At 61.9% G+C, this 19,082-nt stretch carries 20 protein-coding genes; 8 read left to right on the top strand and 12 right to left on the bottom strand.

What is annotated here, in order from left to right; translation table 11 throughout:
- Positions 1-8: 8 nt before the first annotated feature.
- Positions 9-464 (bottom strand): superoxide dismutase [Ni], encoded by a 456-nt coding sequence (locus ABD997_RS10575; protein WP_345316982.1) that lies wholly within the window; start codon positions 462-464, stop codon positions 9-11.
- 239 nt (positions 465-703) lie between these two features.
- On the opposite strand from ABD997_RS10575, the gene ABD997_RS10570 reads away from it, so the two are divergent.
- From ABD997_RS10570 to ABD997_RS10550, 5 genes are all read left to right on the top strand, one after another.
- Entirely contained in the window at positions 704-892 is a 189-nt protein-coding gene (locus ABD997_RS10570) for a hypothetical protein (protein ID WP_345316981.1), read from the top strand.
- Positions 893-963: 71 nt separating this feature from the next.
- Positions 964-1,662: a 5'-methylthioadenosine/S-adenosylhomocysteine nucleosidase gene (gene mtnN / locus ABD997_RS10565; protein ID WP_345316980.1), complete on the top strand. Its 699-nt coding sequence runs from the start codon at positions 964-966 to the stop codon at positions 1,660-1,662.
- A 43-nt stretch (positions 1,663-1,705) separates the two neighbouring features.
- The gene (locus tag ABD997_RS10560; RefSeq protein ID WP_345317093.1) at positions 1,706-2,113 is read left to right on the top strand and encodes a DUF2721 domain-containing protein; all 408 of its coding nucleotides are present in this window, start codon (positions 1,706-1,708) and stop codon (positions 2,111-2,113) included.
- A complete protein-coding gene (locus ABD997_RS10555) occupies positions 2,110-2,736 on the top strand; it encodes a trimeric intracellular cation channel family protein (RefSeq protein WP_345316979.1) in 627 nt (208 codons plus the stop codon). The genes ABD997_RS10560 and ABD997_RS10555 overlap by 4 nt, the downstream gene beginning before the upstream one ends.
- Positions 2,737-2,755: 19 nt before the next feature.
- Positions 2,756-3,268 carry a nuclear transport factor 2 family protein gene (locus ABD997_RS10550; protein WP_345316978.1) on the top strand — a complete coding sequence of 171 codons (513 nt, stop codon included), beginning with the start codon at positions 2,756-2,758 and terminating at the stop codon, positions 3,266-3,268.
- Between the two features lie 66 nt (positions 3,269-3,334).
- Here ABD997_RS10550 and tyrS read toward each other — a convergent pair whose 3' ends face one another.
- Positions 3,335-4,522: a tyrosine--tRNA ligase gene (gene tyrS, locus ABD997_RS10545; protein ID WP_345316977.1), complete on the bottom strand. Its 1,188-nt coding sequence runs from the start codon at positions 4,520-4,522 to the stop codon at positions 3,335-3,337.
- 130 nt (positions 4,523-4,652) lie between these two features.
- On the opposite strand from tyrS, the gene ABD997_RS10540 reads away from it, so the two are divergent.
- Complete coding sequence (locus tag ABD997_RS10540) at positions 4,653-5,981, top strand: peptidoglycan DD-metalloendopeptidase family protein (protein ID WP_345316976.1); 1,329 nt, start codon at positions 4,653-4,655, stop codon at positions 5,979-5,981.
- A gap of 78 nt (positions 5,982-6,059) precedes the next feature.
- Positions 6,060-7,160, top strand: a complete 1,101-nt coding sequence (locus ABD997_RS10535) for an anhydro-N-acetylmuramic acid kinase (protein WP_345316975.1) — start codon at positions 6,060-6,062, stop codon at positions 7,158-7,160.
- Positions 7,161-7,223: 63 nt separating this feature from the next.
- Here ABD997_RS10535 and rraB read toward each other — a convergent pair whose 3' ends face one another.
- The 9 genes from rraB to nudF form a co-directional block, all read right to left on the bottom strand.
- Positions 7,224-7,589, bottom strand: a complete 366-nt coding sequence (rraB, locus tag ABD997_RS10530) for a ribonuclease E inhibitor RraB (RefSeq protein WP_345316974.1) — start codon at positions 7,587-7,589, stop codon at positions 7,224-7,226.
- Between the two features lie 15 nt (positions 7,590-7,604).
- Positions 7,605-8,333: a 1-acylglycerol-3-phosphate O-acyltransferase gene (locus tag ABD997_RS10525; protein WP_345316973.1), complete on the bottom strand. Its 729-nt coding sequence runs from the start codon at positions 8,331-8,333 to the stop codon at positions 7,605-7,607.
- A gap of 119 nt (positions 8,334-8,452) precedes the next feature.
- Positions 8,453-10,723 carry a DNA topoisomerase IV subunit A gene (gene parC, locus ABD997_RS10520; RefSeq protein WP_345316972.1) on the bottom strand — a complete coding sequence of 757 codons (2,271 nt, stop codon included), beginning with the start codon at positions 10,721-10,723 and terminating at the stop codon, positions 8,453-8,455.
- Positions 10,716-11,852 carry a PQQ-dependent sugar dehydrogenase gene (locus ABD997_RS10515; RefSeq protein WP_345316971.1) on the bottom strand — a complete coding sequence of 379 codons (1,137 nt, stop codon included), beginning with the start codon at positions 11,850-11,852 and terminating at the stop codon, positions 10,716-10,718. Before ABD997_RS10515 ends, parC begins: the two co-directional genes overlap by 8 nt.
- Before the next feature lie 146 nt (positions 11,853-11,998).
- Entirely contained in the window at positions 11,999-13,888 is a 1,890-nt protein-coding gene (parE, locus tag ABD997_RS10510) for a DNA topoisomerase IV subunit B (protein WP_345316970.1), read from the bottom strand.
- 55 nt (positions 13,889-13,943) lie between these two features.
- Positions 13,944-14,561, bottom strand: coding sequence for a YqiA/YcfP family alpha/beta fold hydrolase (locus ABD997_RS10505; RefSeq protein ID WP_345316969.1), 618 nt, complete (start codon positions 14,559-14,561; stop codon positions 13,944-13,946).
- Positions 14,562-14,608: 47 nt separating this feature from the next.
- Positions 14,609-15,436, bottom strand: coding sequence for a 3',5'-cyclic-AMP phosphodiesterase (gene cpdA / locus ABD997_RS10500; RefSeq protein WP_345316968.1), 828 nt, complete (start codon positions 15,434-15,436; stop codon positions 14,609-14,611).
- Positions 15,433-15,897, bottom strand: coding sequence for a DUF1249 domain-containing protein (locus tag ABD997_RS10495; RefSeq protein ID WP_345316967.1), 465 nt, complete (start codon positions 15,895-15,897; stop codon positions 15,433-15,435). The genes cpdA and ABD997_RS10495 overlap by 4 nt, the downstream gene beginning before the upstream one ends.
- Positions 15,894-16,520, bottom strand: coding sequence for an ADP-ribose diphosphatase (gene nudF / locus ABD997_RS10490; RefSeq protein WP_345316966.1), 627 nt, complete (start codon positions 16,518-16,520; stop codon positions 15,894-15,896). The genes ABD997_RS10495 and nudF overlap by 4 nt, the downstream gene beginning before the upstream one ends.
- 204 nt (positions 16,521-16,724) lie before the next feature.
- Between nudF and tolC the strand changes: the two genes are divergently transcribed.
- Positions 16,725-18,074: an outer membrane channel protein TolC gene (gene tolC / locus ABD997_RS10485; RefSeq protein WP_345316965.1), complete on the top strand. Its 1,350-nt coding sequence runs from the start codon at positions 16,725-16,727 to the stop codon at positions 18,072-18,074.
- A 64-nt stretch (positions 18,075-18,138) separates the two neighbouring features.
- On the opposite strand, the gene ABD997_RS10480 is transcribed toward tolC, so the two are convergent.
- Positions 18,139-18,936, bottom strand: a complete 798-nt coding sequence (locus tag ABD997_RS10480) for a crotonase/enoyl-CoA hydratase family protein (RefSeq protein WP_345316964.1) — start codon at positions 18,934-18,936, stop codon at positions 18,139-18,141.
- Between the last annotated feature and the right edge of the window lie 146 nt (positions 18,937-19,082).

The raw sequence follows: 19,082 nt of genomic DNA, 5'->3' as shown, positions 1-19,082 counted from the left end.
CCGGGGATTCACTCGTGCATATGGTAATAGGCGGTCAGTTTGCCGATGGCGTCGTTGAGCGCTTTCACCGCCGCCATGTCCGAACTTTGCTTGGCTTTCATCGCCGCCAGGATCACCGCGTGATGCTCCCGCAGCTTCTTGTCATAGTCCTCACCGGGTTTCACCCGCTGGGCCAGGAAATATTCTGCCATCACGGTGATGATATGGCTGGCGTGGGATTCTTTGTTCATCACCCAACGATTGAACTGGTTCTGAGACTGAACGTCCCGCTTACTGGCCAGCGCATTCATCTCGGTGATCGCCTTCTCAATGGTGGTCGCATCCTCCATCAGCGCCTTTACCCGGGCCCCATCGTCGAAGATCCCGCAGGGCACCTGGCAGTGGGCCAGAGCCACCGGAGCGGTGAGCACCGAGAGCAACACCGCCATCATGGGCATCAGCCATCGTCTGCGCACGATTGTCATAATCTGTCTCCTTGGTTGATTCGGGGCCCTCATCGACCCTTAGGCAGCTTAGTCCAGTTTGACCACTCCCTGTCTATATCGGGCATCTCGGGCATCGACAGAGCCTGGATACCGATCAACGTCCACCGTAAAAAAGCCCTACCCTCTCCGGTTACCCATGAACGATGAACCAGGCTGTTCACTCCCCCGGAACCAACACACTGATGTTGTTGCCTGCCAGTGTGACCTAAATATCAACAATGATGCCGCTCCAGTGCATCCAGCTGGCGCAGGAGATCGAACAAAACCTGGAAAGCCGCGGCAGCCACCCCATCCGACTGCGGTTCCTGGCCCACCACCCTGAGCAACATGCGCTGGTGGTCCAGTTTGCGCCCAGCCAGGCGGTCTGCTCCTGCGTCTACAGCGAGGGAACCGGGGTACACCCATAGCGGCGCAGAAATGCAAAAACTGGTATCCTAGCCGCCACTGTTTGGGCAAGAAAACGACACCGGAACCCCTAATGAAAATCGGCATTATTGGCGCCATGGAGCAGGAAGTCTCCCTGCTGCGCAACCAGATCAATAACCTGTCTATCGATACCATCGCCGGAATCGAGTTTTACCAGGGCACCATAGGTTCGACCGAGGTGATCCTGACCCGCTCCGGTATCGGTAAGGTGGCGGCAGCAACCGCCACCGCCATCCTGATGGAGCGTTTCGGGCCAGAGGCGGTCATCAACACCGGCTCCGCCGGCGGTTTCGCCAAGAGCCTCGCCATCGGGGATGTCGTGATCTCCTCCGAGGTGCGTCACCACGATGCCGACGTCACTGCTTTCGGCTACGAGATGGGGCAACTGCCGGGCCAGCCTGCCGCCTTCCAACCGGACCCGAAGCTGGTGGCCGCGGCCAAAACCAGTGTGGACCGGGTGGGCGAGGTCAAGGCGATCGAGGGGCTGATCTGCACCGGCGACAGCTTCATCGCCGATCCCAAGCGCACTGCGGTAATGCTGGCGCACTTCCCCACCATGGCCGCCTGTGAGATGGAGGCCGCCGCCATCGCCCAGGTCTGCCACCAGTTTGGTACGCCCTTCGTGGTGATCCGGGCCATCTCCGATAATGCCAACGACGATAGCGCCGTGGACTTTGACAGCTTTATCGTCAAAGCCGGTGAGCACTCCGCCAAGGTGGTACTGGCGATGCTGGAAACCCTGTCGGCCTAATCCTGAGTGAGCCGGCAATCGGCTCACCGAACGAGTGATGAGTATTGCGATGGAACTGACCACCCCGGCGCTGCTGTTTCCGGCCATCTCCCTGCTGCTGTTGGCCTACACCAACCGCTTCCTGTCGTTGGCCTCCCTGGTGCGCTCACTGGCTCCCCAGATCCAGCGCAGTGAGTCCGACTCCCAGGAGCAGCAGGACCAAGCCCTCCTGCAGCTGAAGAACCTGCGCCTACGCATCGGCATCATCCGCCGCATGCAGGAGGTGGGGGTGCTCAGCTTCATCTTTTGCGTTCTGAGCATGCTGCTGATCTACCTGGAACTGCCGGATGCGGCGTTCTGGACCTTCGGCATCAGCCTCGGTCTGCTTATCTACTCACTGCTTTTGTCGGTGCTGGAGATCCGGATCTCTCAGCGTGCCTTGGACATCTTTCTCGACAATCTTGAAAAATGAACCACTTTATCTACGCCGCCGACCTGTTCGGAACCGTCGTTTTCGCCATCTCAGGCGCCCTGGCTGCAGGCCGGTTACGCATGGATCCCTTCGGGGTGCTGGTGCTGGCCGGCGTCACCGCCGTCGGCGGCGGTACCGTGCGTGACGCCATCCTCGGTGCCACGCCGGTGTTCTGGATCACCGACCCCACCTACATCTGGTTGATCGCCATCACCGCGGCACTGGTGATGCTGCTGGTTCGCTGCCCCCGACGCCTCTCCGGCAAGTGGTTTCAGGTAGCGGACGCCTTCGGGCTGGCGGTCTTTACCGTGATCGGGGTGCAGAAGGCGCTGCGTTTCGGTGTCGACCCGGTGATCGCGGTGATGATGGGCACCATGACCGGCGTGATGGGCGGCATGATCCGTGATCTCCTCTGCCGGGAGGTGCCCCTGGTGCTGCGGACCGAGATCTACGCCACCGCCTGCATCGTCGGTGGTGCCATCTACACCTGCGCCCTGGCACTGGAGCTGGCCCTGGTACCCGCAGCGCTGCTGGCGATGAGCGGCACCCTGCTGCTGCGCCTGATCGGGATATTCACCGGCCTATCCCTGCCCGCTTTCGCGCTGGATCACCCCAAGCCTTAAACGCTGTCAAGGAGGAGCGATGAGGACCATCACCCTACTGCTGTTTGGATTACTGGTTCTGAGCGGCCCCGTCCGGGCCAACGGTGCGGATGACCCGGCGGACTACGGCCCGGCACAGATCCCGGAGATGGCACTGGCTGAGCGCTACATCGAAGCCTTGACCAGCCTGAATTTCAACCAGCTGTCCCGCTTCTACGACCGCGAAACCCTGTTCGAGGATAAGACCGCCGGTAAAAGCCTGGTCGGTCGGCGGGATATCCTCACCTTCCTGCGCCGGGTTCACTCCTATACCCGGGAATACGAGTTTGTCCCAAGCCACACCTTTGCCAACGGCAGCCTGGTGGTGATGATTGGCAGCTACTACTACCAGGCCCGGGGCGACCTCTTCGGTTACCCGGGGGAAACGATCACCTTTGTCCTGCCGGGGGTCACCACCCTGAAGGTGGATATGGAAAACCAGCGGATCTCGGAACATATCGACATGTTCGATTACGGTGCCATGAAAGATCAGCTCAAGCTCCAGTACCACTGAGGCTGGCGAGCAGCGCAACAAAAAAGGCCACCCATCAGGGTGGCCTTTTTCCTGCGATCGGAACGCTTACTTCAGGGTGATGCGGGCGAACTTGCGCTTACCAACCTGATAGACCGCGGTACCGGCAGCGGGAACCAGCTTGGTGTCGTCGATCTTATCGCCGTCGATCTTGGCCCCACCCTGCTTGATCATCCGCATCGCGTCGGAGGTGGTGTTAACCAGGCCCGCATCCTTGAGCAGGTTGGCGATCGCCACGCCCGCCTCGAACTCGAACTCCGGCATCTCGTCCGGGATGGCGTTCTTGGAGAAGCGGTTGATGAAATCCTGATGGGCAGCTTCGGCAGCGGCCTCGTCGTGGAAGCGGGCGATGATCTCCTTGGCCAGGGCGATCTTCACATCCCGTGGGTTACCACCGGCAGCGAGCTGCGCCTTGAGCCCCTCGATCTCCTCCAGCGGGCGGAAGGAGAGCAGTTCGTAGTAGTCCCACATCAGGTCATCGGACACCGACATGATCTTACCGAACATCTCGGACGGCGCGTCGCTGACACCAATGTAGTTGTTGGCGGACTTGGACATCTTCTTGACCCCATCCAGCCCCACCAGCAACGGCATGGTGATGACCACCTGACGCTCCTGACCCGCGGCCTTCTGCAGCTCGCGCCCCATCAGCAGGTTGAACTTCTGGTCGGTCCCACCCAGCTCCACGTCCGCCTCCAGGGCCACGGAATCATGTCCCTGCAGCAGCGGGTACATGAACTCGTGGATGGCGATGGACTGACCGCTGGCATAGCGCTTTTTGAAATCATCACGCTCCAGCATCCGGGCCACGGTCTGCTGGGAGGCCAATCGCAACATCCCCTCGGCCCCCATCTCCCCCAGCCAGGAGGAGTTAAACTCGATGCGGGTACGGGCCGGGTCCAGGATCTTGAACACCTGCTCTTTATAGGTCTCAGCGTTGGCCAACACCTGCTCTTTGGTCAGCGGTGGGCGGGTGCTGTTTTTACCTGAGGGGTCCCCCACCATGCCGGTAAAGTCACCAATCAGGAAGATCACCTCATGGCCCAGCTCCTGGAACTGGCGCAGCTTGTTGAGGATCACGGTGTGGCCCAGGTGGATGTCCGGCGCGGTCGGATCGGCGCCCAACTTCACCCGCAGAGGGCGGCCCAGCTTAAGCTTGGCAATCAGCTCCTCCTCAACCAGGATCTCATCAGTGCCACGGCGGATCTCCGCCAGCGCCTTTTCCAAATCAGTCATGCAAGGATCTCCGCACGGTTTGAATCTTTCCGCAAAAGCGATAATGTTAATGGTTAGCCCCAACAAAGGAAAGCGTGTCGACACCGCGCGGGGCGCGGGATCCGGCGGCACAGAATAAAGGTATAGGTACGTGAACGGGCCCATCATCCCCTCCTCCAACGGCAACACCCCGGTTTCCCGACGCGTCCGCGCGCTTCTGGCGCGGTTGCCGCGACCTCATCGAGCCGGTATCGCCGCCCTCGGGGCCCTGGTGTGCCTGCTTCTGCTGCTGCCCTCCAGCACCCAATTGGCGGCTCAGCACAGTACCCCCCTGCCCCTTGCCACCCGCCTGCCACTGCCGCTGAAGCTGCCGCCTGCAACGCCGACAGAGGATGCCAAGGCTCTCGAATGGCGCGCGTTCGAAGTGGCCTCCGGCGACAGCCTCGCCCGGCTCTTTGACCGTGCCGAGCTGTCACCGGCGCTGCTGCATCGCATCACCCAGCTGGAGCAGGCGGGCCAGCGGCTGGTGAAGATCCTACCGGGGCAGGTGATCGAGCTGGGTTACCGGGATGGCCAGTGGGCGGCGCTGCGTTACCAGGTGGACGCCACGGAGACCCTCTGGGTCCAGGAGCAAGAGGGAGGGCTGACGGAGCGCCTCGAGCAGGTGGCGGTGGAGAAGCGCCAACATTTTGCCAGTGCCGAGATCACCAGCAACTTCTGGAACGCCGCGACCGCGGCGGGGATGACCCCCAATCAGATCATGCGCCTAGCGGGCCTGTTTGGCTGGGACGTGGATTTCGCCCTGGATATCCGCGCCGGTGATCGCTTCGCCGTACTCTGGGAGGATGACTACGTCAATGGCCACTTTGCCGGCGATGGCGACATCCTGGTGGCGGAGTTCGTGAACCAGGGCACCGTGTTTCGGGCCATACGCCACGACGATGGCCACTACTACGCCCCCGATGGCCAGCCGATGAAGAAGGCTTTCTTGCGTGCACCGGTTCAGTTCAACTACGTCAGTTCCAACTTCAATCCGCGCCGACTCCATCCGGTGACAGGGCGGGTCCGGGCCCATAACGGCACCGACTACGTCGCCCCCGTAGGTACCCCGATCATGGCGGCCGGTGATGGCGTGGTCCTGCAGTCAGGCTACACCAATCTCAACGGCCACTACGTGGTGATCCAGCACTCCAGTACCTATGTCACCAAGTACCTGCACCTCTCCAAGCGCCTGGTAAAAAAGGGACAGCGTGTGAAGCAGGGCCAGACCATCGGCCGCCTCGGAGCCACCGGGCGGGTCACCGGGGCGCACCTGCACTACGAATTCCTGGTCAACGGCGTCCACCGTAACCCCCGTACCGTCAAGCTGCCGGAATCCAAGCCCCTGGCAGCCGCTGAGCGCCCGGCCTTTACCCAACTCAGTGACACACTGCTCAAGCAGTTGGCCCACCGACAGGCCATCCAGCTGGCGATGCAGTAAGGGGCGGGGGCATAGACTTCCCCCGCTGCCACTGCCATGCTATCGGCATCTTCCACCGGACACGCATTGGAGTGCCCCATGACCTACTGTATCGGCCTGATGTCGGGAACCTCGATGGATGGCATCGACGCGGTACTGGCCCGATTTGATGCGCAGGGACGGCCGACGGTCATCAACCACCACAGCATCGAGCTGCCGGAACCGCTCCTGAGTCAACTGCACACCCTTTGCAGCCCCGGTTCGGACGAAATTGACCTCATGGGGCGGGCCGACCGTGCGCTCGGATACCGCTTTGCCGAGGCGGTTAAGGCACTCCTGAAGACCAGCGGTCTTGAGGCCGAGGCCATCGCCGCCATCGGCAGCCACGGCCAGACAGTGCGCCACCACCCCGACGGACGCCACGCCTTTACCCTGCAGCTGGGCTGCCCCAACACCCTGGCGATCGAAACCGGGATCGACGTGATCGCCGATTTTCGCCGTAAGGATATCGCCCTGGGCGGCCAGGGCGCTCCATTGGTGCCGGCGTTTCACCACCACCTCTTTGCCTCCGAGACGCCACGGCTTATCGTCAACGTCGGTGGCATCGCCAACCTGACATTCCTGGATCCCAACGGGCCTATCCTGGGCTACGACACCGGCCCGGGGAATACCCTGATGGACGCCTGGGCTCGGGAACACTTTGGCCAACCCTATGACAGAGACGGCGCCATTGCCGCCTCGGGCAGTGTCGATGATGCACTGCTGACACGGCTGCTGGGCCACGCCTACTTTGCCCAGCCAGCCCCCAAAAGCACCGGTCGGGAGCTGTTCAATCTCAACTGGCTCTACAGCCACCTCAACAGCCTGGATCCCCTGCCCCATGAGGACGTAATGGCCACCCTGTTGGCCACCACGGTGCTCAGCATCGCCGACTGTGCCCAGAGCCTCGCGCCCAGTGGCGAGCTGTACCTGTGCGGCGGCGGGGCCTTCAACGGGGAGCTGGCACGCCAACTGGCGCAACGGCTGCCCAGCTACCGGATCGACACCACCGCCACCCTGGGCCTGGATCCTCAGTTAGTGGAGTCGGTCGCCTTTGCCTGGCTGGCCTGGCGCCACCTTCAGGGGCTGCCCGGCAACCTGCCTGCAGTGACCGGCGCTTCCCGGGAAGCGATCCTCGGCGGACGCTATCCGGCGGCATAAGTCGGATCCAAAACAAAAAAAGCCAGCGCATTGCGCTGGCTTTTTCTTTTTTCAAACGAGACGTTACTGCTTGGTGGGCTCGACGAAGTGAGTGCCCCAACCGTCGTACAGCACGTGGTGCTTGCTAGCCAGTTCAATCAGAGTGGCGCAATCCTTGTCCAGGCGTTCAATCTCCAGCCCGTGCTCCGCCATGGCGGAGAAGCAGTAGGCGGTGCTGCCATCGTCCAGCTCCAGCTCCTCGGCGTCATCCACCGCGAAACCGGCCTTGAAGGCATCCACCGCGACCTTCTCCAGGGCATCGAAGTCCGCGCAAGCGAAGTGGTGTTCGATGTTGTAGGTCGCCTGAGGATCGGACCCATCGTCCAGCAGGGCCTGCACGATCTCCCGGGTTTCCATCTGCTGCTCGGCAATCAGTTGTTCTTTGTTCATGGCCGGTTCGGCTCCTTATTTGGCCTGGGCCAGCTGTTGCGCTTCGGCATTGAGCTCGGCCAGGCGGGTATTCATCTTATCGTAGACCCGTTGGGCCAGCTCTCGCACATCGTCACGCGCCAGTCCCTCGGTGGGGATCGGGGGCATCGCCTCGACGATCACCACGCCGTTGTCACGGCGACCCAGGCTGATATCCCCCTGGCAGGAGGCCAGGACAGGCACTATGGGCACCCCGGCGGAGATGGCGGTGTGAAATGCGCCGGTCTTGAAGGGCAATAAACCCCGTCCGCGCGAGCGGGTGCCCTCAGGGAAGATCCATACCGACAGCGCTTTGTCGCGGATCTTCTGGGCCGCGGCCTGAATGGTCGAGATCGCCCGGGAGCGGTTGTTACGATCGATCAGGATATTGCCGGTCAGCCAGTAGATCTGGCCGAACAGCGGGATCCAGACCAGATCCTTCTTGCCCAGGCTCACGGTGCCCGGTGGCACCAGGGTGCTCTGGGTAAAGAGGTCGAAGCTGTTCTGATGGTTACCCACGTACACCACTGGCTGGTCCGCCAGCAGATTTTCCTGTCCCCGAGAGACCACGGTCAACCCGAGCAGCGGGCTGACTTTGCCAAACCAGCTGGCCACGTGGTGGACATTATTGCGATGGAAGGGACGCAGCAGGCACATCAGCAGGGCCAAAACAAAGGCGCACACCAACAGCAATCCCAGGATCAGGGCACGGAAACACTTCAGCACAACAGCGACTCTACGAATTCAAGCGGGCGGCCAGTATACCCTGCTGTCTGCCGCCCGCAACGGTTTTGGTTAACGACTGTGCGCCGAGAAAGTCCGATCTCAAATACGGGACGCCGGACTTACTGCGGCTGCGATTCCAGTGGCTCGAGCTCGATGCGGTCCACCCGCTGCAACCCCCGTGGCAGCTTGTTGCCGCGACGGCCCCGCTCACCGAGATAGTGATCCAGATCCGACGCTTTGAGGGTGAGCTTTCGCTTGCCCGCCCAAAGGGTCACCGCCCGCCCCGCTTCCAGCACCTGAAGATGCTTGAGGTACTCCTCCCGGGACTTGGCCCTTTCACCGGGTATCCCGATGATCTTGTTCCCCTTACCCTTGGCCAGTATCGGCAACTGGGCCAGCGGGAACAGCAACATCCGCCCCTCGGTGGTGATCGCCAGCAGCCGCTCACTGCCCTGATCCTTAATGCGCCTCGGCGGCAGGATCTCTGCCCCAGTAGGCACGGTCAACAGCGCCTTACCGCTCTTGTTACGGCTGACCATATCCTCAAACTTGCAGATAAACCCATAACCGGCGTCGGTGGCCATCAGGTAGAGATCCTCGCTGGCCCCCATCACCGCGTGCTCCAGTCGCGCACCGGCTACCAGGCTGAAACGCCCCGAGAGCGGCTCGCCCTGGCTGCGGGCCGACGGCAGGGTGTGAGGCTCCGTGGTATAAGCCCGGCCGGAGCTCTCCAGGAACACCACCGGCTGGTTACTCTTCCCTTTGGCATGATCCAGGTAGGTGTCGCCGGCGCGGTAGGAGAGGCCGGTGGGATCCACCTCGTGGCCCTTGGCGCAGCGCCCCCAACCCTTGTCGGAGATCACTACGGTCACCGCCTCCGCCGGCGTGAGGTCCTGCTCCGACAGGGCACGGGCCTCCTCGCGCTCCACCAGCGGGCTACGGCGATCATCACCGTACTGTTCGGCATCCGCCAGCAGCTCCTTGCGGATCAGGGTTTTCAGGCGACGCTCGGACCCCAGGATCAGCTGTAACTTGTCCCGCTCCTTGGCCAGCTCATCCTGCTCGGCGCGGATCTTCATCTCCTCCAGCTTGGCCAGCTGACGCAGCTTGATCTCGAGGATCGCTTCCGCCTGCTTCTCCGACAAGCCGAACCGGCTCATCAGCGCGCCCTTGGGCTCATCCTCGCTGCGGATGATCTCGATCACCTCGTCGATATTGAGGAAGGCAATCAGCAGCCCCTCGAGGATGTGCAGTCGAGCCAGGACTTTATCGAGGCGGTGCTGCAATCGGCGCCGTACCGTCTCTGTCCTGAACTGCAGCCACTCGCCCAGCAGGGTAGTGAGCCCCTTCACGGCCGGGCGGCCATCCAACCCCAGCATGTTGAGGTTCACCCGGTAGTTCTTCTCCAGGTCCGTGGTGGCGAAGAGGTGGGCCATCACCTGGTCCAGGTCGATACGGTTGGAGCGTGGCACGATCACCAGTCGTACCGGGTTTTCATGATCAGACTCGTCCCGAAGATCCGCCACCATCGGCAGCTTCTTGGCCTGCATCTGGCCGGCGATCTGCTCGATCAGCTTGGCCCCTGACACCTGGTGCGGCAGCGCGGTGATGACGATCTCGCCATCCTGCTTCTCGTACACCGCGCGCATCTTGATGGAGCCCTTGCCGGTGAGGTAGAGCTTCTCGATATCACTGCGGGGGGTGATGATCTCCGCCGCCGTCGGGTAATCCGGCCCCTGCACAAACTGCATCAGGTCTGCCAGTTCCGCCTTGGGGTTCTCCAGCAGGTGGGCACAGGCGTTGGCCACCTCCCGGGCATTGTGGGGCGGGATATCGGTGGCCATCCCCACGGCGATGCCGGTGATGCCATTGAGCAAAATATGGGGCAGCCGCGCCGGCAGGGTCTTGGGCTCCTTTAGGGTGCCATCGAAGTTGACCCCCCACTCCACGGTGCCCTGTCCCAGCTCAGACAGCAGCACCTCGGAGAAGCGGGCCAGGCGGGATTCGGTATATCGCATTGCCGCGAAGCTCTTGGGATCGTCCGGTGCCCCCCAGTTACCCTGGCCATCCACCAGGGGATAACGATAGGTAAAGGGCTGCGCCATCAGCACCATCGCCTCGTAGCAGGCGCTGTCGCCGTGGGGGTGGTATTTACCCAGCACATCACCCACGGTACGGGCGGACTTCTTGTACTTAGCGGTCGCCGACAGGCCCAGCTCGCTCATGGCGTAGATGATGCGACGCTGCACCGGCTTCAGCCCGTCGCCGATAAAGGGCAGCGCCCGATCCATGATCACGTACATGGAGTAGTTCAGGTAGGCCTGTTCGGTGAACTGGCGCAGGGGCATCTGTTCGATGCCCTCCAAGCTCATTTCGCTCAGATCAGTCATGGTTCTCACTTGCCGGCAGCGCCGGAGTTGGGATCGACACAAAACTTCGGTCGTAGCTCAACCGGAAGATCCGGCCGTGGTAATCATCGGAAATCAAAACACTGCCATCGGGGTGCGGCAGCAGGGCCACCGGCCGGGCCAGGGGCGTCTCCCCATCCAGCCAGCCATCGACCAGCACCCGGTAGCCCCCATTCTCCTCCCCCCGCTCTCCCCGGGGATCAGTGAGGGCGGTGATGCGGTAGCCCACCTTGCTGGAGCGGTTCCAGCTGCCATGCTCGGCAATCAGCAACGCACCCCGCCAGGGGGAGGGGAACTGGCTGCCGCGGTAAAAATGCACGCCCAGTGGCGCCACATGTGCCGGCAGGCGGGCAATGGGATCCACCAGCTTGCCCTCCAGTGACTTGGGCAGTGGGTATTCAGGATCCGCCACCACGCCACCGTGCCAGTAGGGGTAGCCAAAGTGGCTGCCGGGCTGTGCCAGGCGGTTGATCTCATCCGGCGGGAGATCGTCCCCCATGTGGTCACGGCCGTTGTCTGAAAACACCAGCTCGCCGGTCATGGGATCGAAATCAAAGCCAACGGAGTTACGAACGCCGCGGGCCAGCACCTCCCGACGCACCGGTTCGGCATCGAGATCCAGCGCCAGGATGCTGGCGTAGGGCGCCTCGGGATCACAGATATTACAGGGGGCCCCCACGGGGACCACCAGACGGCCATCAGGCGCGAAAGCCAGGTATTTCCACCCGTGGTGAAGATCCTCCGGCAGGTCCTCGGTCACTACCCGAGGCGTTACCGTGCGGCCATCCGCCAGGGCGGCTTCGACATTGTCAAACGCCAGGATCCGGCTCACCGCGGCGACATAGAGGGTGCCATCTCTAAACGCCAACCCGGAGGGCTGTATCAACTGCTTAGCCAGCACCTGCACCTCGCCGGGCTGCCCCCCATCATGGCGGATCGCGTAGACGTTACCCGCCCGGCGGGAGCCGACAAAGAGGGTCCCAAGATCGCCCCAGGCCATCTGGCGGGCGTTATCCACCCCATCGACATAGAGCGACAGGGAAAAACCCTCCGGCACCTTGGCCGAACGCACCGCCGCCAGCTCATCCGCCTGCGCGGTTGCGAATGGCATCAGAGCCGCACACAGGGCGAGGCCCGCCAGGCGGGAACTCAGCCTCTGGCCCACAACGCCCTTTCTGGGGTTCTGACTATTCCTTAGCATCTTCATGTACATGGCCTTATCTCCTGGGCTCATGGTGTTAGGGGACCGGGCAGGGATCAGTCCAGGTCGGCCATGTCGCCGTTGCGTTCCAGCCAGGCTTTGCGATCCGACGCCCGCTTCTTCGCCAGCAACATGTCCATCAGCGCCATGGTGGCCTCGGCGTCGTCCACCGTCAGTTGCACCAGGCGGCGAGTATTGGGATCCATGGTGGTCTCCCGCAACTGGGCCGGGTTCATCTCACCCAGCCCCTTGAATCGGGTGACCTGGACCTTGCCCCGTTTCTTCTCGGCAGCGATGCGATCCAGAATCCCCTCCTTCTCCGATTCATCCAGGGCGTAGAATACCTCCTTGCCCACGTCGATACGGAACAGGGGGGGCATTGCCACGTAGACGTGCCCCCGCTCTACCAGGGTCTTGAAGTGCTGCATGAAGAGGGCGCACAGCAAAGTGGCGATGTGCAGACCGTCGGAGTCCGCATCCGCCAGAATGCAGATCTTGCCGTAACGCAGGCCGGAGAGATCCTCCGAGTCCGGATCGCAGCCGATGGCCACCGAGATGTCGTGCACCTCCTGGGAAGCCAGCACCTGGGAAGCGTCCACCTCCCAGGTGTTGAGGATCTTACCCCGCAGCGGCATGATCGCCTGGAACTCCTTGTCCCGGGCCTGCTTGGCACTGCCGCCGGCGGAGTCCCCCTCCACCAGGAAGAGCTCCCCCTTACCCGCCTCGGACCCGGCACAGTCGGTCAACTTACCCGGCAGGGCCGGACCGGAAGTCACCTTCTTGCGCGCCACCTTCTTGGCCTTACGCAGGCGGCTCTGGGCGTTGTTGATGCAAAGCTCCGCCAGCAGCTCCGCCAGATCCGTATGCTCATTGAGCCAGAGGCTGAAGGCATCCCGCACCACACCGCTGACAAACGCGGACGCCTGACGGGAGGAGAGGCGCTCCTTGGTCTGTCCGGCAAACTGCGGATCCTGCATCTTGGTGGAGAGCACGTAGGCCGCCTTGTCCCAGATATCCTCCGGACTGAGCTTCACCCCCCGGGGCATCAGGTTGCGGAACTCACAAAACTCCCGCATCGCCTCAAGCAGCCCCTGGCGGAAGCCGTTAACGTGGGTGCCACCCTGGGCCGTGGGGATCAGGTTGACGTAGGACTCGCCGAGACTCTCCCCGCCCTCGGGCAGCCAGAGTACCGCCCAATCGACGGCCTCCTTGTTGCCGGAAAAACTGCCGACGAAGGGGGTTTCGGGCAGCTTGGGCCACTCTTTGACCGCATCGCTCAGGTAATCCTTGAGCCCCGCCTCGTAATGCCACTCATGCTTCTCCCCCTTGACCCTGTCCTCGAAGCGGATCTTCAGCCCCGGACAGAGCACCGCCTTGGCCCGCAGACCATGGATCATGCGACTGGCGGAGAAGTTGGCGGAATCGAAGTACTTGGCATCGGGCCAGAAATGTACGCTGGTGCCGGTGTTGCGTCGGCCTACCGAGCCTATGACGGTCAGATCCGACACCTTGGCACCATGTTCAAACGCCATCTCGAAGATCTGGGCATCACGGCGGACCTTGACCTCGACCCGCTTCGACAGGGCGTTGACCACGGAGATCCCCACCCCGTGAAGGCCACCGGAGAACTCGTAGTTCTTGTTGGAAAACTTACCACCGGCGTGGAGGCGGGAGAGGATCAGTTCAACCCCGGTCACCCCCTCCTCGGGATGGATGTCCACCGGCATGCCGCGGCCATTATCGATCACCTCCAGCGACTGATCAGCGTGGAGGATCACCTGGATCTCATCCGCGTGACCAGCCAGGGCTTCATCGACGCTGTTGTCGATCACCTCCTGGCCCAGGTGATTGGGGCGGGTGGTATCGGTATACATGCCCGGCCGCTTCTGCACCGGCTCCAGGCCACTGAGGACCTCAATCGCGTCTGAGGTGTATTGACTGCTCATCAATCCGTCCAATGTTGCGTAATGGGGCCATCATAGCCAGCCCCGAAGAATGGGTTCAACCGCGCTCCAACGCGGGTTCCTTGAGCCCCAGGAAGCCCAAGGCGGCAGGGATATGTGCTTCGAAACCGACGAAACTGTGGTCGCCGCCGGGCTCGAGCAGCAGTTCGCAGCACTGGTATTTTTGTACCGCCTGACGGTAATCCAGCACCTCGTCCCCGCTTTGCAGCAGCACTTTATACGCCTCCGGCCGGCGGATCACCGGCGTATCCAGCTCCTTAAGCTCCTCCATGTGCTCCGGTTCGACCCGGTAACGCTCACCGGTATAGGGGTTCACCTGCTCCCCTACCACCTCGCTCAGCAGTTCATAGGGGCGCACGGCCGGGTTGACCAGCACCGCACGGATATCGGAACAGGGATGCGCTTCACTGAGCCGCTCCACCAGGTAGCTGGCCAGGTAGCCGCCGAGGGAGCTGCCCATCAGCCGCAGGGGTTCACCCGCCTCCAGGGCGGACCGGGCGATGGGCAGCAGCTGCGCCATCGCGGCCGCGGGGGCGGTGGCCTGGTGGGGAATCGAGATCGGTTCTTCGGGGTGGTACCGGGCGAGATAACGGGCCACCTGTTGCGCTTTGACCGAACTCGGGGCGCTGTTGAAACCGTGCAGATAGAGCAGCATCCTGGCGTGATCCTTGTTGGTGCTGGGCCGGCGCCCATCACCCGATGCTAATAACCTGATGCGCTGGGATCGGGGACAAACTCTCCGCCGGTCAGACGTTTAACTTGGGTATCGATGCTACCATCCGGATACAAACGCAGCAAACGATAGCCGGGCTGACGGGAGTCAAGCACGAAGCCACGGCTTCGGGGCAGGAACTGAATACTGGTTGAGGGCACCGCGAGCAGACGAAGGCCGCCGACATGGCAGTCCATCTCCTGGTGGATGTGGCCAAAAAGCACCGCCTTGACCTGGGGATAGCGACTGAGCAGGGCCAGGAACTCCTGCCCATTATCCAGGCTATGTTGATCCAGCCAGGCACAGTTCGTGGGCACCGGGTGGTGATGCAGGGCAATGAGGGTCGGCGTCTCTTCCGTCTCCTCCAGGATGCGCTTGAGCCAGCTTTGCTGGATCAGCGGCACATGACCTGAGGGCAGCCCGGTGACCGCGGAGTTAAGCAGGATCATCTGCCAGTCGCCCATCATCACCCGCGGTGGCATGGCCACCTGAGTGTCCGCCAGGCTTCGGGCCATGAAGTTGATGGCATCGTGATTGCCGGGCAGGGCCACCACCGGCTTGCCCAGGGGGGCCACCAGGTCAGCAAACTGACGGTAGGAGGCTTCGCTGTGATCCTGGCTGAGATCGCCACTGGCCAGCACTAGGTCGACGCCGGGTTCATCACTCAGTTGGCGCACCACCTGGCTCAAACTGTTGTAGGGGTTTATCCCCAGAAAGACGTTGTCACGATCGGCAAACAGGTGGGGGTCACTCAACTGCGCCAAAATCACGCTGCCGTCCTCGGCCTGGGGGACGATGGACTCCACTCGCTCAATCACGACCTGCCTTTCTCCTCGCTCAAACTGACCAACTGCCACTCATGCTGGGCAAACTGCTCCAGCAACTCAGCGAGGAACAGGTTAACCTGAAATTTTTCGTCACGCTGCAGCATACGTCGATTCGGATAGGGATAACGGGGCAGCAAACGCAAAAATTGCTGCCCACTTAACACTTCTGCCACCCGGGCGTCGTGGTAGAGCCGCAACTCGAGTTCAGGGGCGTTCACGAAGGGCAGCGGCGGTGCCAGACGACGTACTTTGAGGCGCTCGGTGTAAGGGGTCTGCTCCAGGATCACGATCTCCAGTTGCAGCGGTTCATCCCGATGGCGCCAGAGATAATGCCGGCGACGCCCCTGACGTTCGCGTGCCTGACTCAGCAGAGCGCAAAGACGGCCGTAGTTGCGTTCACACAGGCGCAGCAGCTTATCCAGGCTGGGACGATACTCGCGGGCACTCATCATTCACGGCCAAAGAGGCGGGTGTGGTTGAGGGCCAGCCACTGCAAACCGATGATAGAGCTGGCGTTGTCGATATGCCCCTCGGCGACCCACTCCAGCGCCTGCTGACGAGAAACCACGTGACGCCGAATATCCTCGTGTTCACTCTCCAGCCCGAACAGCCCCGGCGCCTCCCCTTCGTCAGGCACCCTCACCTCGGCCAGGTACAGATAGAGCCGCTCACTGCAGCCGCCAGGACTGGTGAGAAAGCTGCTGAGGTAACGAAGCGAGTGGGCTTTAAGGCCGGTCTCCTCCATCAGTTCCCGTCGAGCGACCTGCTCACGGGCCTCATCCGGCTCGATGATCCCCGCCACCAGCTCCAGCAGCCAGGGCGTTTCGCTGGTTCGCAGTGCCGGAACCCTGAGCTGTTCGATCAATACCACGGCATCCGCCACCGGATCGTAGGGCAGCACCACCACGGCATCGCCGCGCTCGAACACCTCCCGCACCACGGTGTCGCTTCGCCCCCCGGCGAACAGCGGGTGACGAAACTGGATCTCCACCATCTGAAAAAAGCCCTGATGCAAAGGCTTTTGTGACACAATTTCGACGTGACCCGGGCCAAACTGCTGCGGCGGTTTCGACATGCCAGCTCCTTCATCTGATATCAACAGCTTACATTAAGCGTAAACTGTTACACTTGTTGTCTGGATCCGCGTTGAATTAAACTCTAAGAATTCAGCTAAATGTTATTGCCATAATTTCAATCGTCTAGGGCATCTGGTGACTCGCTTGGAAACCCATTTCGGCAAGCCGACCTGTCGCCAGGAACACATTCTTAAGGAAGGGTAATGAACCTCAAACTGCGCTCTATCTGCATAGCAGTGGGCTTTGCATCCACCTCACCCGTTGCGTCAGCCGATGATTTGCTGCAGATCTACCAACAGGCCTTGGATAAAGATCCGATTTTGCTTCAAGCGCGCGCCAACCGCGATGCGGCCTATCAAGTCATTGGCCAGAGCCGAGCCAGCCTGCTGCCACAACTGAATGCCGCCTTGACCTACAGCAATACGTTTCAGAATGACCTCTCACCGGAGTCAGAAACCGACCTCTGGCAGGGGACCTTCCGTCTGGATCAGAGCATCTATGACCATGCCAACTACGTCAACCTGGATCTCAGCAAACAGGCCGCCGCCCGCGCCGAGCTGCAGTTCACCCAGGCTGAGCAGACCCTGATCGTACGGGTAGCCAGCGCCTACTTCGACGTGCTGTCGGCTCAGGACAACCTGGACTTTGTTCGCGCCAACAAGCGCGCCATTGAGCGTCAATTGGAGCAAACCAAGCAGCGCTTCGCTGTCGGCCTGACCGCCATCACCGACGTGCACGAGGCCCAGGCCCAGTACGATCTCGCCTCCGCCGACGAGATCAGTGCCGAAAACAGCTTGGAGAACAGCCTTGAGGCATTGCGGGAGATTACAGGTCTGACCCACAGCGATCTTAGCATCCTCGACACCGAACGCTTCAGCCCCAGCCAGCCGACGCCAAATAGGCACGAGCAGTGGCTCGATATCGCTGAGGAGTCCAGCCTGCAGCTGCTGATCAACCGCCTCAGCGTCGAGATCGCCAAGGAGCAGATCAGCCTGGCCAAGACAGGTCACCTGCCGAGCATCGGTTTGAGCGCCAGTTACAGCGATAATTTCGGTCTCGATGCCAATAAATTCAACGGCCTCGACAACTACAACCAGGGCACCGTTGCGGTTCAGCTGAACGTCCCCATCTTCTCTGGACTGGGGGTGAGCAGCCTGGTTAAAGAGGCACAAGCCAACTACGTCGGTGCCCAGCAACTGCTGGAAGAGAACTACCGTGCCGTGGTGCGTAATACCCGAGCCAGCCTCAACAACGTCAACAGCGCTCTGAGCTCTATCCGAGCCTTCGAGCAATCCGTGGTTTCCGCTGAGAGTGCCCTCAAGGCCACCGAAGCCAGTTTCGAGGTCGGCACCCGGACCATCGTCGATGTGCTTGATTCCACCCGTCAGCTCTACCAGGCCAAGCAGCGACTCGCCGATGCCCGCTACAACTACATTCTGTCGATCCTGACCCTGAAACAGGCGGCGGGCACCCTGGCCCCGGGGGATGTTGAGCTGATCAACGCCGGTCTGCGTCGAGCTACCGCGGCAGACAAGGACGGCGACAGAAAGTGATCCCTCCCCGGTAACAGAAGACCCGCCTCGATGGCGGGTCTTTTTTTGCCTAAGTTCTGCCCCGCTACCACCGGGCCTTGGGTTGATACTCGCGGGATTTACCCTGGCTGCGCGCGGTGGCAATGCGCTGGTTGCGGCCCAGCAGCAATCGCAGCTGGCTCCAGCTTTCCGCCGCCATCACCCGCCCCTGGCCCGGCACACCATGACGCCGGAATAACCGCTTGGTGGCCGCCAGGGCATCGGGGGAGCGCTCCATCAGCTGGGCCATGCGGGATCGAGCCAGGGCCATGGGATCCGCGGCCAGATCGGTTACCAGCCCCATCGCCTTGGCCTGCTCGGCATCGACGCTGTCTGCACTCATCGCCAGCCAGAGTGCCTGGTCCTGGCGCAACTGCTCCCTGAGCGCCAGGTTCCCCCCCATATCCGGCAGCAATCCCCAGCGCCCCTCCATCACCGAGAGATCACAGTCGGGCGTGGCGAAGCGGAAATCTGCCCCCAGGGCGATCTGCAATCCGCCCCCCCAGCACCGTCCGTGCAGCACCGCCATGACCGGCACCGGCAGGTCGCGCCAACCAGTACAGACCCGCTGGGCCAGGTTGGCCCGGGCTGGCCACCACTTCCACAATAGCCTCAACACCTGGGTCGGTGCCTGCGTCACCGAGCGCACATCCAGCCCCGAGCAGAAATCTTCCCCGGCCCCGGAGAGAATCACCCCGCGCAAATCCGGTGCCCGCGCCAGCCGTTTCTGCACCGCGACGATCGCCTTGAACATCTTCAGGTCCAAGGCGTTTCGCTTCTCTGGCCGCTGCAGGCAGACATAACCGATGCCGCCCTCTATTCGTACGCTTACACGCTCATCCATCGCCTCGACTCCCTTCCTTAGTGCGCTTTACCGACTGAAAAAACCATGACAACATACTGAAAATCAACGCGCAAAAATATGGTTTCCGGTACCGGAGTCCGGCCCTGGCTGCATCATTTTTCCCCATAGCCATCACTTTGCCCAGC

This window comes from Ferrimonas gelatinilytica, from assembly GCF_039544205.1.
In the GTDB taxonomy this organism is placed as follows: domain Bacteria; phylum Pseudomonadota; class Gammaproteobacteria; order Enterobacterales; family Shewanellaceae; genus Ferrimonas; species Ferrimonas gelatinilytica.
The sequence above is the reverse complement of the archived record's forward strand: the minus strand, read 5'-3'. Positions and strand labels throughout refer to the sequence as shown.

Bases quoted from the DNA above. Each gene is read 5' to 3' on its own strand.
- ABD997_RS10575 (WP_345316982.1), bottom strand. From the start codon at position 464: ATGACAATCGTGCGCAGACGATGGCTGATGCCCATGATGGCGGTGTTG.
- ABD997_RS10570 (WP_345316981.1), top strand. From the start codon at position 704: ATGATGCCGCTCCAGTGCATCCAGCTGGCGCAGGAGATCGAACAAAAC.
- mtnN (WP_345316980.1), top strand. From the start codon at position 964: ATGAAAATCGGCATTATTGGCGCCATGGAGCAGGAAGTCTCCCTGCTG.
- ABD997_RS10555 (WP_345316979.1), top strand. From the start codon at position 2,110: ATGAACCACTTTATCTACGCCGCCGACCTGTTCGGAACCGTCGTTTTC.
- ABD997_RS10550 (WP_345316978.1), top strand. From the start codon at position 2,756: ATGAGGACCATCACCCTACTGCTGTTTGGATTACTGGTTCTGAGCGGC.
- tyrS (WP_345316977.1), bottom strand. From the start codon at position 4,522: ATGACTGATTTGGAAAAGGCGCTGGCGGAGATCCGCCGTGGCACTGAT.
- ABD997_RS10535 (WP_345316975.1), top strand. From the start codon at position 6,060: ATGACCTACTGTATCGGCCTGATGTCGGGAACCTCGATGGATGGCATC.
- rraB (WP_345316974.1), bottom strand. From the start codon at position 7,589: ATGAACAAAGAACAACTGATTGCCGAGCAGCAGATGGAAACCCGGGAG.
- parC (WP_345316972.1), bottom strand. From the start codon at position 10,723: ATGACTGATCTGAGCGAAATGAGCTTGGAGGGCATCGAACAGATGCCC.
- ABD997_RS10515 (WP_345316971.1), bottom strand. From the start codon at position 11,852: ATGCCATTCGCAACCGCGCAGGCGGATGAGCTGGCGGCGGTGCGTTCG.
- parE (WP_345316970.1), bottom strand. From the start codon at position 13,888: ATGAGCAGTCAATACACCTCAGACGCGATTGAGGTCCTCAGTGGCCTG.
- ABD997_RS10505 (WP_345316969.1), bottom strand. From the start codon at position 14,561: ATGCTGCTCTATCTGCACGGTTTCAACAGCGCCCCGAGTTCGGTCAAA.
- ABD997_RS10495 (WP_345316967.1), bottom strand. From the start codon at position 15,897: ATGATGAGTGCCCGCGAGTATCGTCCCAGCCTGGATAAGCTGCTGCGC.
- nudF (WP_345316966.1), bottom strand. From the start codon at position 16,520: ATGTCGAAACCGCCGCAGCAGTTTGGCCCGGGTCACGTCGAAATTGTG.
- tolC (WP_345316965.1), top strand. From the start codon at position 16,725: ATGAACCTCAAACTGCGCTCTATCTGCATAGCAGTGGGCTTTGCATCC.
- ABD997_RS10480 (WP_345316964.1), bottom strand. From the start codon at position 18,936: ATGGATGAGCGTGTAAGCGTACGAATAGAGGGCGGCATCGGTTATGTC.